This window comes from Prosthecobacter gellanilyticus (assembly GCF_007992435.1).
GTDB lineage: Bacteria > Verrucomicrobiota > Verrucomicrobiia > Verrucomicrobiales > Verrucomicrobiaceae > Prosthecobacter > Prosthecobacter gellanilyticus.
On the sequence record NZ_BKAG01000002.1, the window covers coordinates 318,494 to 332,778 of the forward strand.

Annotated in this window: 9 protein-coding genes; 3 read left to right on the plus strand and 6 right to left on the minus strand. The window is 59.5% G+C overall.

Annotated features, from left to right (window positions below):
* Positions 1 to 107 precede the first annotated feature (107 nt).
* The 5 genes from ilvN to BGE01nite_RS02750 all read right to left on the minus strand — a co-directional run bounded on the left by ilvN (position 108) and on the right by BGE01nite_RS02750 (position 5,647).
* Positions 108 to 653: an acetolactate synthase small subunit gene (gene ilvN / locus BGE01nite_RS02730; RefSeq protein WP_146848724.1), complete on the minus strand. Its 546-nt coding sequence runs from the start codon at positions 651 to 653 to the stop codon at positions 108 to 110.
* A 4-nt stretch (positions 654 to 657) separates the two neighbouring features.
* On the minus strand, positions 658 to 1,470 hold the full coding sequence (locus BGE01nite_RS02735) for a DNA-methyltransferase (protein ID WP_146848725.1): 813 nt from the start codon (positions 1,468 to 1,470) through the stop codon (positions 658 to 660).
* 139 nt (positions 1,471 to 1,609) lie between these two features.
* Entirely contained in the window at positions 1,610 to 3,337 is a 1,728-nt protein-coding gene (ilvB, locus tag BGE01nite_RS02740) for a biosynthetic-type acetolactate synthase large subunit (RefSeq protein WP_146848726.1), read from the minus strand.
* An 856-nt stretch (positions 3,338 to 4,193) separates the two neighbouring features.
* Positions 4,194 to 4,532: a cupin domain-containing protein gene (locus BGE01nite_RS02745; RefSeq protein WP_218032877.1), complete on the minus strand. Its 339-nt coding sequence runs from the start codon at positions 4,530 to 4,532 to the stop codon at positions 4,194 to 4,196.
* Positions 4,533 to 4,546: 14 nt separating this feature from the next.
* On the minus strand, positions 4,547 to 5,647 hold the full coding sequence (locus BGE01nite_RS02750) for a hypothetical protein (RefSeq protein ID WP_170266546.1): 1,101 nt from the start codon (positions 5,645 to 5,647) through the stop codon (positions 4,547 to 4,549).
* A gap of 82 nt (positions 5,648 to 5,729) precedes the next feature.
* On the opposite strand from BGE01nite_RS02750, the gene BGE01nite_RS02755 reads away from it, so the two are divergent.
* Complete coding sequence (locus BGE01nite_RS02755; protein WP_170266547.1) at positions 5,730 to 9,785, plus strand: outer membrane protein assembly factor BamB family protein; 4,056 nt, start codon at positions 5,730 to 5,732, stop codon at positions 9,783 to 9,785.
* 40 nt (positions 9,786 to 9,825) lie between these two features.
* On the opposite strand, the gene BGE01nite_RS02760 is transcribed toward BGE01nite_RS02755, so the two are convergent.
* On the minus strand, positions 9,826 to 10,173 hold the full coding sequence (locus tag BGE01nite_RS02760) for a hypothetical protein (protein WP_146848729.1): 348 nt from the start codon (positions 10,171 to 10,173) through the stop codon (positions 9,826 to 9,828).
* Positions 10,174 to 10,475: 302 nt separating this feature from the next.
* On the opposite strand from BGE01nite_RS02760, the gene BGE01nite_RS02765 reads away from it, so the two are divergent.
* Positions 10,476 to 11,927, plus strand: coding sequence for an enolase-like domain-containing protein (locus BGE01nite_RS02765; RefSeq protein WP_146848730.1), 1,452 nt, complete (start codon positions 10,476 to 10,478; stop codon positions 11,925 to 11,927).
* 164 nt (positions 11,928 to 12,091) lie between these two features.
* Complete coding sequence (locus tag BGE01nite_RS02770; RefSeq protein WP_146848731.1) at positions 12,092 to 14,065, plus strand: DNA topoisomerase IV subunit B; 1,974 nt, start codon at positions 12,092 to 12,094, stop codon at positions 14,063 to 14,065.
* Positions 14,066 to 14,285: the final 220 nt, after the last annotated feature.

Below are 14,285 nucleotides of genomic sequence, written 5' to 3' on the forward strand. Positions count from 1 at the left end.
TCGCGGCTCTGATCCTTCAGAGTCGCGGGATAGCCTAACCAAAAAAGAAAAGGCCGCTTCCCTCACAGGAAGCGGCCTCTTTGTTCAAACTCAAATGCTGTGCCAGATCAGGTCTCAGCCAGGCCACGTGCCATCACGACCTTGCCGGTGCGGACGGTTTCCACGATGTCGAACTTGCCGAGCAGGCGCACTGCGGCGTCGATCTTGTCGGTGTTGCCGCTGAGCAGGGCGATCAGGCTGTCTTCCTGAAGGTCCACGGTCTTGCCGGCATAATGCTCCACGATCTGGAGGATCTCGGTGCGCTGGTCTGGACCGGCGGCGATCTTGATCAGCACCATCTCCTTGGCCACCGCGTCGCGGTCCGTGTGCTCGATGCAGTGGATCACGTCGATCAGCTTGTTCACCTGCAGAATGATCTGGTTCAGGCCTTCCGGATGACCGCTGATGCCGATCGTCATGCGGCTGAAGCGCGGATCACGCGTCTGCGAAACCACCAGGGACTCGATGTTGAATCCACGACGGCTGAACACCGCGCAGATGCGGCCCAGGACGCCTGGCTGGTTGTTCACCATGACGCTCAGGGTGTGGATGTTGACGATGTCAGCCTGCGGAGATGGCTTCTTGTCGGTGGTAGCGGGGATGCGGTCGCTCATGGGATTAGGGTTTCGTTGATTTTTTGTTGGATAATTGGTTCGTCAGTCGGCTCTTGGCGATGCGGATGTATTTCGAGTCCTTTTCAATGCCGAGCCACTTGCGCTTCAGCTTCTTTGCTGCAGCGGCCGTGGTGCCGGAGCCGAGGAAAGGATCCACGACGAGGTCTCCCACGTCCGTGGAGCAGAGGATGAGTTTTTCGATCAGGTCGATGGGCTTCTGGCTGGGATGCCCGCACTTTTCTTTGGAGGCACCTTTCAGGCTTGGTACGCGCAGCACGTTCGTGGCGAACTTGCCCGCCTCCAGGTGCTCACGGCGCGTGGCCTTGTTCTTGTAGCGCGGGTCGCGCATGTAGCTCTCGATGGTCTTCGCGTCGTAGGGGATGCGCACCGCCTCCTTGTTAAACTTCACGTCGTCGCTTTTGCGCAGCACCAGCACCATCTCATACTGCGGGGTGAAGCTGTCTCGCCGCTCATTGTAGCCCACCGCACGATCCCAGATGATGAGATCGTGAAACTGATGCTGATGGGTGAGACGTGACATGAGGTGCAGAAAGGTATGCTCGCGCTTGCCTAGCTGGCCGAAGATGAAGCACAGCCCGTCAGGGCGGAGCACGCGCATGGCCTCAGCTGCCCACGCTTCGCACCAGGCGACGTAGTGGGTGGCTGTTTTCCATTGAGTGTCCCAGTCTTCATTTTCAAGAACGTTAAAGTAGGGCGGGTCGGCGATGATGACCTGGGCGACGGATGCGGGAAGCGTTTTCAGTTTCGCGATCGCGTCGCCGTGGAGGATTCGAGACTTTATCTGGACAGGATTCACAAGATCTCAGGATGACAGGATTGGTCTGGGGAAATGCGAAGGTCGGTGCGTTTGGCTGAAACCATCGGACTCCAAAGTTCAGAATCCTGAAATCCTGCAATCATGTTAATCCTGTCTAAAAGGCCCCTGATAGCAGGGATCACGTGGAACCGGTCGGCTTGTCCATCTTCTGCTTCGGTGCCTCGATGAGCATGTCTTCCAGCGCTGCCCCGGCAGGGATCATCGGGAAGACGTTCTCTGTCTTGATGCACTCAGCTTCGATGATGCACGGACCGTCATTGTAATCGAGCGCCTGCTGCAGGATGCGCTCCACATCAGCCGGACGGCGGATGTGGAAGCCCTTGATGCCATAGGCCTCGCCCAGCTTCACAAAGTCCGGGTTGCCGATGAGGTCCACGCCGCTCTCGCGGTTCTCAAAGAACAGCTCCTGCCACTGGCGCACCATGCCCAGGTAGCTGTTGTTCAGGACCAGGATCTTGATCGGCAGCTTGTGAATGGCTGCGGTGGCCAGTTCAAACAGTGTCATCTGGAAGCCGCCGTCTCCGGAGATGGAGACGACCAGTTTGTCCGGGCAGGCGAGCTGCGCGCCGATGGCGGCCGGGAAGCCGAAGCCCATCGTGCCGGCACCGCCGGAGCTCAGCCAATGATAGCTGGCGTCGTTCTTGTAGAACTGCGCCGCCCACATCTGGTGCTGGCCCACATCCGTGGAGACGATCGCCTTGCCCTTCGTGAGGTTGTACAGTTCGTCGATGACCTGCTGCATGCGCAGACCGCCCTGCTTCTTGTAGCCGAGAGGGTACTTCTTCTTGTAGCCATCCAGATGCTCCAGCCAGCCTTCGGTCGGCAGCTTCTCAATGTGCGGCAGCAGGTCGCTCAGCGCGGCCTTGGCATCACCCTTGATCGCCACGTCCACCTTGATCATCTTGTTAAACTCAGCCGCATCGATGTCGATGTGGATGAGCTTGGCGTTGCGGCCGAACATGTGCGGCTTGCCGATGATGCGGTCATCGAAGCGGGAGCCGACGTTCAGGATCAGGTCAGCCTCGCAGATCGCCTTGTTGGCATAAGCGGTGCCGTGCATGCCCAGCATGCCCAGGGAGAGAGCGTGGGTTTCAGGGAAGACACCCTTGCCCAGCAGCGTGGTGGTCACCGGGCAGCCCAGCGTCTCCGCCAGCGTCAGCAGTTCCTTGTCCGCACGGGCGATCATCGCGCCTTGACCGGCGAGGATGATCGGACGCTTCGCTTCAGAGATGAGGCGCGCCGCTTCCTTGATGCCTTTCGGATCAATCTTGAAATTCTCCTCGGGGTTGTAGCCCGGCAGGTCCATCGGCTCATCAAAGGTGCCGGTGAAGGCGCCCTGGCTGTAGTCCTTCGGAATGTCGATCAGCACCGGACCTGGACGGCCCGTGGTGGCGATGTGGTAGGCCTCCCTGGCGATACGGGGCAGGGAATTGCTGCTCTTGACCAGGTAGTTGTGCTTCACGACCGGGCTCGTGATGTTAAAGATGTCCGCTTCCTGGAAAGCGTCCTTGCCCAGCATCCAGCTCACCGTCTGACCGCAAAGGACGATCATCGGAACGCTGTCCATCTGGGCCGTCATCAGACCGGTGATGGTATTACCAGCGCCAGGGCCGGAGGTCACGAGAACCACGGCAGGCTTGCCAGTGGCACGGGCATAGCCGTCAGCCATGTGAACAGCACCCTGCTCATGGCGGACCAGGATGAACTTCATGTCCGTCTTCACGGTCTGCAGGGCGTCAAAGATCGGGATGGCAGCGCCCCCCGAATAACCGAAGACATACTCAATGCCGAGGTCGGCGAGAGTTTTGATAAGGGCTTGTGCTCCGTCCATTTTTTGCTGGCTCATGGTGGTTGAGAGTGAAAATTGCGATTTCGAGGGTGAAATTGCTTCAAAAGTCTGTTTCTGCAATCGAAAATTGGCTATTTTGAGGTCAATTTCATGAATTCGATCACCTTGATGGGCTGAAAATTGGATTTTCCGAGGGGTATTTGATCATCGTTCGAGGTCCGGACTCCGAAAACAGTCAAAAAACACGCATCCAAGCTCCTCATCCCCTCAAAGCCTTCCCGAAAATCGCCAACCACGATCTACCTGGATTCACCTGGATCGCCCCTGACCCCACGTAGCGGCTGGCGTCAGCCTGCCGTTCTTTGAACCTGGATCTACCTTGATTAGCCTGGATCGCTCAACGTGGCCAACTTTCTCCGAAAGTTGAGCCCAAGCCCCGCCAACACTTTCCACCCCCTCTCGCCACAGGTCGGATCCGGTCGGATTCACTCGGATCTCTCCATCTCGCGGCACCCGGCACCGCGCCAGCAAAGCAGCCATCACACTCCGTGTGATGAGCCCACGACCCCGCAGTCTCCCCTCGTCCCCCCCCCATCGCAACAGGTCGGATCCAGTCGGATTGACTCGGATCGCCCCTCTCCTCTGAAACCACCGTCAATAACCTCAAACCGTTCCCTCCCCCTCCCGTGTCTTCCGTAGGCCAATACTCCCCCACCTTGCAGTCCGTAGCCATGGCGAAGGTCTGTCCCCAACTCCAAATCTCCTGTGAAAAGAACGCATTCATAGCCCCGCACTCTCCACCATCACCGTCCCTCGAGAAAGTGACCCAAGCAGCCCCTTTGGACACCGCGCCCAGATCTTCATTTCCGTCCTTTCACAACCGGGAACAGTGAACCGAGAACTGCGAACGATCTCACCCCACATGCACCGCCACCCAAACCGCATCCGCCGTCGTCCGCGCCACCCGATGCCTCACCCTTGCAGGAATCAGCACATGATCCCCGGCTCGTAGTTCCAGCGCCGCCTGTCCCTCGATCTCCAGCCTCGCCTCACCCTTCACCAGCAGCACCCATTCATCCTGCGCCTGATCATACCAAAACCCTTCCGGGCTCGTCTGTCCATAGGAGTCAATGCGCTCCACTTTCACACCCGCCTTTTCAAAGAGCGTCGTGAAAACTTCCTCGCCGTTTTTGCCGGAGGACGAAACAAGATCAGAGAAGAGCGAATGCGCCTGAATCATGGAAAGGAACATGATCATCACTCACCTCACCGCTTCTTCCACAAAAAGCCCGCAGCCATCAGGACCAGCGCCATGCCCCCCATCATCACCCAGGGGGGAATCGGGATCGTCATGGAGACCACCGTCCCCTCAGGGCTGGTCCTCACCGTCACCGGCTCGGAGGTCTTCGCCAGTTCCGTCAGGTCCGGCAGTTCGCGATCCAGCAGCGGAGATCCCTTCGCCAGCTTCTTCCAGTCTGCTGTGAACAGCAGGTCGATCCCCGGATTCTGCTCCTTCACCTGGCAGGAGCATTTACCGATCAGGAAGGTCGCCGCTTCCTCGATCGTCTCTGCCCGGATGCCTTTGCCGATCAGCGCATACAGCGCACGACCGCGTCCAAACACAGGGAACACCATCGGTTCCTTCGTCCACTCGCTCAGATCCTTCTCGGACCCCATCAGTGTTGAGATCAGCGCGCTTTCTTTCGCGTCCTTCCGTGAGACACGCACCAGTGAGAACTCCAGCCTCAGCTCATCCTGACCGACCGAGACCAGTCCGTTGGCGATATCCTGGTTGTCCAGTTCCGGCAGCGTCAGCACACCCATCAGATAGTCCAGCCGGTCTTGCAGCAGCTTCGCCGCCCCATCATCCAGCGCCGCGTCACCAGATTCTAAGAGCACCCACACCGCGCTCTGTCCTTCGCCAAGCCGCTGAAGGATCTCCTGCCGCACCGGAGAGTCGGTCAGATTCAGCGCCGCTGCCCTGGCCAGCGGCGTGGTGAGGATGTCCTCTCGCACACCCGTGCTGCGCGGATAGCGCAGCACCACATGCGGCAGCTCGCTGTCCTGAGGCTGCTGCTTCCAGATCTCCGCATGATCAGGACTCATCTCCGCCGCCACATCCACCGTCGTCACACTCAGATTCGCGCTCTCCGCTGCATCGGCGGGCGGCTTGAGCGCGGTGATCTGCTTTTGCTGCTCCGCCGTCAGCGCACCGCGATGATAGACAATCGCCTGAAAAGGATCCGCCTCCCAGTGCTCCAGTGCATAGCGAAACACCGGAACTGAGCAGGCCAGCGCCGAGGCGGCTGACAGCAGCAGGAAAGCAAGCATGCGCCCGGACAGGGAAGGGGAAGTGTGGACGGGCATGTGGCGGGCAGATAGCTGGGAGCGGAAAGTTACGTTTCTGCTTACCACCACTTTGCATCGCGTTGGCATCCCGACCACCCTCATGAAAGCGTTTCCTCTCCTCCTGCTCCTTGCCTCGCTGATCATCGCCCGTGCCGAGTGGCCGGCCTATCAGCATGACAACAGCCGCGTCGGCCACACTGAGGAGCCCTTGAAGGCACCGCTCGCCCCGCGCTGGGACATCACCTCACCCTCACCACCCCAGATGGCCTTTTCGGGCGAGGATGGTCGCGTCATCGAAGGGCTTGAGCTCTTCAATCGCGTCCGCTTTGATGACTGCTTCCACGTCGCCATCAGTGCTGGCAAAGTTTACTTCGGCTCCACCGTCGATGGCCGGGTGAACTGCGTGGATCTCGCCTCGGGTAAAGAGGTCTGGTCCTTCTTCACGAACGGCCCTGTGCACCTCGCGCCTGCCATCTCGGAGGGCAAAGTGTACTTCGGTTCCGATGATGGTTATGCCTACTGCCTCGATGCCCAAACCGGTGCCCTGGTGTGGAAGCTGCGCGCCGGTCCGAATGATGAACGCATCCTCGCCCGCAGCCGCATGATCTCACGCTGGCCGGTGCGCACCGGCCTGCTCATTGATGACGGCACCGTCTACTTCGGCGCAGGCGTGTTCCCGCATGAGACCATCTATTTATATGCGGTCGATGCTGCCACCGGCAAGGTTCAGTGGGTGAATGACGCCATCAGCCAGGAAGACGCAGGTCGTAATGACCTCTCCCCTCAGGGCTATCTGCTCGCCAGCAAAGAGCTTCTCTTCGTGCCCTCAGGCCGCGCTTTGTCCGTCGCCTTTGATCGCAAGACCGGCAAGCAGGTGAACAAACCCACCCCCGGCTGGCGTGGCGATGCCGGCGGCCAGATCGGCGGCACTCAGGCCATGCTGGTGGATGATCAAATCTTCGCCGTGGGAGAGCACCACATCCTCTCGCTCGATCAAAAGACCGGCAAAACAGGTTATGCCTGGTTCCAGGGCACCCAGATGACCATGACGGGAAATGCCGGCTTCATGGCCACGGGTAAGGAGATCGTCGCCATTGATCGTGACAAACATGCAGAAGGCACGCGCGAACGCCATGCCCTTGAGCTGTCCACCTCCAAGCTCTCCAAGGATCTCGCCAAGCATCCAGCCCTGGCTGAACTGAAGAAGATCGACAAGCTCACCGCCGCGATCAAGAAGGCCGCTCCCGCCGAAGCAGAAGCTCTGCAAAAGGATCTGGCCAAGGCCGCGCAGAAGTATGAGCCACTCCGGATCGAGTATAAGGAAAAAAAAGCCCTCGTGGCGGCGAACAAAGAGAAGCTCGCTGGCATGAAAGGCGTCGGCATCAAATGGACCTGGCCTTCCACGCATGAGTCCGCGCTCATCCATGCCGGCGGCACGGTCATCGTTGGCGGTAAAGGTGAAGTCGTCTGCCTCGATGCTGAAACCGGCAAGGTGCTCTGGCAGGGCAAGGTCGATGGTGATGCGCGCGGCCTCGCTGTTTCAGAAGGTCACCTCATCGTCAGCACCACCTCCGGCCATGTGTATGCCTTTGCGGATGCCTCTCGTCCAAACCTGCCAGCACTCGCGGAGACTCCAAAGATCATCACGGATCCATTCCCGCAAGATGCCCTCAGTGACATGTATGCGAAGGCCGCCGAGTCCATCCTCAAAGAGACCCAGGTGAAGCAAGGTTTCTGCCTCGTGCTCGGCAGCGAGCAGGGCCGCCTCGCTTATGAGATCGCGAAGCGCAGCCAGCTGGCTGTCTTTGGGGTCGAGCCTGACGAAGCCAAGGTGAAGTCTTCACGTGAGGTCCTGCTGCGCACAGGCCTGTATGGCTCGCGCATCACCATCGATCATCTCGATCTCTCCATGGTTCCGTATTCCAGCTACTTCGCGAACCTCATCGTGTCAGACGCTGCCTTGATCACCGGCAAAGTCCCCGGCATTCCCGTCGAAGTGGCCCGCACCTTGAAACCCATCGGCGGTGTCATCTGTCTCGGTGCCTCCGGCAAGGAAACCAATGCCGCTGAGTGGCTCGCAGCCACCAAGCTCACCGAAGAAAAAGCCACGTTCACGAAGTCAGGCGACTGGTCACTGCTCACACGTGCTGCTTTGCCCGGAGCCGACTCCTGGTCGCATCAATACGGCAATGCCGCGAACACCAGCAGCAACAACGACCAGCGCGTCAAAGGTGGCCTGAATGTCCTCTGGTATGGCGATCCAGGTCCGGCGGAAACCGTGAACCGTCATGATGGTGCTGTCGGTCCTCTTTCGGTGAACGGCAGGCTCTTCACGCAAGGTGACACCAGCATCCAGGCCCATGATGCCTTCAATGGGCAGTTCCTTTGGGAAGTGAAGAACCCCGGTGCCATGCGCATCGGCGTCTACAACTCACGCGAGCCAGGAAACATGGCCGCGAGTGATGACTACCTCTTCATGCTGCTGGAAGACAAGTGCATCCAGTTTGACGCCGCGACCGGCAAGACCGTACGCGAACTGAAAATCCCCGGCGCTGGCAAGCCTAACCTCGAGTGGGGTTACATCGCCTACTATGACGGCATGCTCTACGGCACCGAGACACAGCGCGTTGAGAATGCCGCGGAAGTCGCGCGTCGCGGTAAAACCGGTTCCATCTCCACAGACACGCTCTTTGCCTATGATGTGAAGACCGGTGAGCTGAAGTGGTCTCATCAGGGCAAGCACATCTCGCATGTCTCCATCGCCATCGGTGATGGCCGCGTGTTCTTTGTCGATGCCTCCCTCACACCGGCCCAGCGTGAGGAGATGCTGCGTCAGGACAAGTCAGATCTCGCCAAGCTCACTGGCAAGGCCAAGGACCTCGCCGAAGAGCGCACGAAGAATGCCGACCTTCGTCTGGCGGTGGCACTCGATGCCAAAACCGGCGCGCAGAAATGGGCGCAGCCGGTGGATGTCACGGATTGCAGCGAGATCGGCATCGGCGGCGGTGCCTTGACCATGATGTATCAAAACGGCCACCTCGTGCTCGGCGGTGCGAATGCCAATGGTCACTACTGGGAGCAGTTCCTCGCGGGCGAGTTCGCCCGCCGCAGGCTTGTCGTTCTCGATGCGGAGAAGGGGAACAAGATCTGGGCCAAGGATGCAAACTACCGTCATCGTCCGGTCGTCATTGGCAATGAGGTCATCGCCGAACCCTGGGCTTATGATCTCTACACTGGCGAACAAAAGATGCGTACACATCCGCTGACGGGCGAGAAAACCCCATGGATGTTTGCACGTCCCGGTCATCACTGCGGCGCCATCTCCGCCACCGCGAACCTCATGTTCTTCCGCTCCAAATCCACCGCCTACTACAACATGGATGAGGACGAAGGCACGGAGCACTTCGCCGGCCAGCGTCTCGGCTGCTGGATCAACACCATTCCCGCGAATGGTCTCGTCATGATCCCCGAAGCCAGCGCCGGTTGTGTCTGCTTGTTCTCCATCGCCGCCACGGTCGTGTTTGAGCCGCGTGCGGATCGCATGAGCTGGGGCGTCTACAGCGCCACCGGTGCCAGCACTCCCGTGCAGCACATGGCCTTGAATCTCGGTGCTCCAGGAGATCGTCGTGATAATCAGGGCAAGCTCTGGCTCGGCTATCCACGCCCATCTTCACGTGCGGGCATCGATCTCCCGCTCGACCTCAATCAGGACTTCGTGAAGGGCGGTGAGTTCTACGCCCTCAACGAAGAGTCCCACAAGATCGCCGATACTCAAACCCCTTGGGTTTACACCTCTGGCGCGCGTGGCCTTCAGCATGTGGAGCTGCCGCTTATCGGCAAAGGCGAGAAGGCCGAAACCTACACAGTCCGCCTCTACTTCGCTGCCTTGGAGGGCGATAAGCCCGGCCAGCGTATGTTTGACGTGCAGCTTCAGGGCAAGCCAGTCATCCAAGGGCTTGATGTCACCGCCAAAGCTGGCGCCACTCAAAAAGCCTTGGTCGAAGAATTCCAAAACATTCCTGTGACAGATGTCCTGCGTCTCGACCTCGTTCCTGCGACGAAAACGCCCGGAGAATCAGCTCAGCCCATCATCAGCGGTATCGAGGTGCTCCGCACCCACGCCACTGAGATTAAAGGCGGAGTGGCAGGCAGATGATATCTGCCTGCCACACTTCATAAGCGGATTTTAGATAGCGTTAGTAGCGGATCTGGCGATAGCCCTGGAAGGTGCGACCACTAGGGGCGTAGCCAGAATACCGGTACGGCGAGCGCGCGTAGGAGGAGCGCCCATAGTAGGGGCGGTACCCGACGTTGCGATACCCGCTGTAGCCATAGCCACGGCTGTAGTGGCGGTGACGATGACTGTCATTTCGACTGTTGGCAATGGCATAACCGGCAAGGCCGGCTGCTGCCATGCCGAGGGCTGCCGTTCCGGGTTCTACGACGGGACGAGGATTCCCATACGCGTCGTAGGCGGTTGTGCAGCTGACACCGGTCGCTCCGATCAGGAGCGCGGCAATGATGCGTTGAAGATATGTTTTCATGACGCCGGGTTAGACCTGGGCTTTTTGATGAATATTCAAAAACGGAGTAACTTATAATTGAGCCAGTTCGCAAAAAGAGCAGGGCCGCTTTCCCCTTGGAAAACGTATGTGGCCCGCCGCCAAAGGGGGGGCGTTTCGCGCGCGGCTCACAGGATTGGAATAACGAAAAGTGTGTCTTGATGAGGGCGGTTCCATGCCCAGCCTCCGCGTGCTTTTGCATTCCTCTGCCTCGGCTTGGTGAAACACTGCTTTTGCAGCTCGTGCCGCTTGTCAGCCCCGCGAATCTGAGTGAGTGCGTCGCCATGACTTTCTCGATCCAGGACATCCGTTTCCACGTTCTGCCCATGCGGACTCGTTTTCCTTTCCGCTATGGCATCGCCAGCATGATCGGCATCCCGCATTTGTTTGTGACGGCGGACCTCGTGGTGGATGGCAAACCGGCCCAGGGGCTCGCTTCGGAAGGTCTCGCCCCCAAGTGGTTCACCAAGAATCCTGAATCTTCGCTGGAGCTGGATTGGGCGGAAATGATCGCCGTCATTCAAAACGCGGCCCGCATCGCGGAGAACATCGCTCTCAAGCCCGTGGGCTACTTCGCCTGGTGGCAGGACCTGTATGCCGAGCAGGGCCGCTGGGCCAAGCTGCGCTCCCAGCCACCGCTCCTCGCGAACCTCGGCGTCAGCCTCATGGAGCGCGCTGTCTTGGATGGCCTCTGCAAAGCCGCCGGCCAGCCCCTGCATCGCGTCCTCAAAACAGACGCCCTCGGCATCGATCTCGGCGCGGTGCATGAAGAACTGCGCGGCGTGCAGGTGAAGGATGTCCTGAGTCCGGAACCTCTCGCCAGGGTCGCCGTGCGCCACACCATCGGTCTGGGAGATCCCCTGCGCGCTGAAGACTCTCCCGGCCTGAACGATGGCCTGCCGGAAACCCTGGCAGATTCCATCCGCGCCTATGGTCTGCGCTATTTTAAGATCAAGGTCACCGGCCAGATCGAGGTGGACATCCCGCGCCTGCATCAGATTGCCGAGGTTCTGGAGGCTGGCTGCCCGCAGGGCTTCCACGCCACGCTGGATGGCAATGAGCAGTTCACCGACCTCGCCTCCTTCCGTGAGTTTTATGACATCCTGGCCGCAGACCCCGCGCTAGCCTCGCTCTTCAAAAGCCTGCTCCTCATCGAGCAGCCCTTGCATCGCGATCACGCTCTTAAAGACGATGTCGCCGCCGCCATCGCCGGTTGGAAAGACGGCCCCGGCATGATCATGGACGAGTCCGATGGCTCGCTGACCGACTTGCCGCGTGCCCTGGAGCTCGGTTACAACGGCACCAGTCACAAGAGCTGCAAAGGTATCGTGAAGGGCATCGTCAATGCCGCCCTGCTCAAGGTGCGCGCTCCGCAGATGGCCCGCCCCCCCATCCTAAGCGGTGAAGATCTGGCCAACACCGGCCCAGTCTCGCTTCTTCAGGACCTCGCCATGATGGCCCTGCTCGGCATCACCCATGTGGAGCGGAATGGCCACCACTACTTCCGCGGCCTCAGTGTCTACTCCCCGGAGTTCCAGGAAGCTGCCTTGAAGGCCCACCCGGGCTTCTACCGCCGCCACGAACTCGGCTTTCCCACGCTCGACGTCCAGGAGGGCCTGATCGACCTCACCTCCGTGAACAGCGCCCCCTTCGGTTCTGCCATCCCCATTGACGCTGAGCAGTTTACGGCGCTGAAACCGTGGATCATGTCCGGCGGCATGGCAGCCCTCCAGTAAGGGGCGTTCCATCTTCACGCCCCTGAGGCCACCAGCTCCAAGATCTCCTGAACACTATCCCCGGGATTGACTCACGCTGATCTTCCTCTACCTCAAAAGGGCACTGTTCACCCGTCTCCTACCCCTTCGTCATTCGACATTCGGATTTCGTCATTCTTACACCCATGGCCACCCCCGCCCACAACTACACCGAAGACAGCATCAAGTCCCTCGACTGGCGCCAGCACATCCGCCTGCGTCCGGGGATGTACATCGGCAAGCTCGGTGATGGTTCGCAGCCTGAGGACGGCATCTACGTGCTGCTCAAGGAAGTGGTCGACAACTGCATCGACGAGCACGTCATGGGCTTCGGCAAGTTGATCGAGATCGAGGTCAGTGAGGAGAATCTGGTCACCATTCGCGACTACGGTCGCGGCGTCCCGCTCGGCAAGCTGCTCGAGTGTGCCGCGCAGATCAACACCGGTGCCAAATACGACAGCGAGGTCTTCAAGCGCTCCGTCGGTCTGAACGGCGTCGGCATCAAGGCAGTGAACGCTCTCTCTGAGTTCTTCGAGATCAAGGCCGTGCGTGAAAAGCTGACACGCGCCATCGAGTTCTGCCGCGGCGAGGTGAAGTATGACATGGGCAAGCCCAAGGCGAGTGAGGAAGCCGATGGCACCCGCATCTCCTTCCGTCCGGACCCCACCTCCTTCTCGCCGAAGGTGAAGTACAATCTCGACTTCATCCGCGAGATGCTGCGCTACTACGCCTGGCTGAACCCCGGCCTGGTCCTGAAGCTCAATGGCGAGACCTTTAAATCCAAGGACGGTCTGCGTGACCTCATCGCCGCGAAGCTCACCGAGTCCCCGCAGTATCCCGTCATCCATCTCGATGGCACGGATGTCGAGGTCGCCTTCACCCACGGCACTGGTTATGGCGAGGAGTTCTACACCTTCGTCAACGGCCAGCACACCACCCAGGGCGGCACTCACATGGCCGCCTTCCGCGAGGCCGTGGTGCAGGAGTGCCGTGAGTTCTTCAAGAAGCAGTTCGAGCCCAGCGACGTCCGCACCGGCATCATCGCCGCCGTGTCAGTGAAGGTACAGGAGCCCGTCTTCGAATCTCAAACGAAGACCAAGCTCGGCTCCACCCACATGGAGCCCAACGGCCGCAACCTCCGTACCCACATCATCAACACCGTGGCGAAGGAGCTGGACAATTTCCTCCACAAAAATGCCGAGGTGGCGAAGTCCCTCCAGGAGAAGATTCTGGCGAACGAAAAGGAGCGCAAAGAAATCAGCGGCATCCAGAAGGCCGCCCGTGAAAACGCGCGCAAGGCCAAGGTGCATAACAAAAAGCTGCGTGACTGCCGCATCCACCTCGACACGAAGGACAAGCGCCGCGAGGAAAGCACCATTTTCATTACCGAGGGTGACAGCGCCTCCGGTAGCATCACCAAGAGCCGCGATGTCGAAACCCAGGCTGTCTTCAGCCTGCGTGGAAAGCCGCTGAACTGCTACGGCATGACCAAGAAGGTCGTCTATGAAAACGAGGAGTTCTACCTCCTCGCCAACGCCCTGCAGATTGACGAGGACGTTGAGGACCTGCGCTTCAACAAGATCGTGCTCGCCACTGATGCTGATGTGGACGGCATGCACATCCGTCTGCTCATGATCACCTGGTTCCTGCAGTTCTTTCCCCAGCTGGCTCGTGATCCAGGCGTGAATGAAGGTCACCTCTACATCCTGCAGACTCCGCTCTTCCGCGTGCGCAACAAAAAGGAAACCTTCTACTGCTACAGTGACGAGGAGCGTCAGCGCGCCATCCATCGCTGCGGCAAGAACGCCGAGATCACCCGCTTCAAAGGTCTGGGTGAGATCAGCCCGGACGAGTTCAAGCACTTCATCGGGCCGAACATGCGCCTGGAGCCGGTGATCAGACCCCACTTCGCGAGTCCGGTGGCTCATACGGAAGCGGAGGGAGAGGTTGAGGGGGCAGCTCCCAACAATTTCATCTCCCGTTACAAGAACATGAAGGACTTCCTCAGTTACTACATGGGCAAGAACACCCCCGAGCGCCAGACCGACATCGTCGCGAACCTCCGCATCGAGAAGGAACTCGAGTTCAAGGAAGAAGCCGCCCTCCCCGAAGCCGCCTGAGACCTCTCTGGCCGGCCCAGCCTCGCATCTTTGGAGTCATCAGACACCTAACCGTGTCGCAGACCAGCGTGCCCAAGGAGCGCGGACTTCAGTCCGCAGCAGGTGGAACGCGAGGTATGGTGCCCTGTTCCCAAGAAAGTCTTCAAGTCAAAGACCTCCGCGTTCGCTGCTGATACGCCCAGCGCTCATATAGGTATAGCATAGCCTAACGAAAAACGCA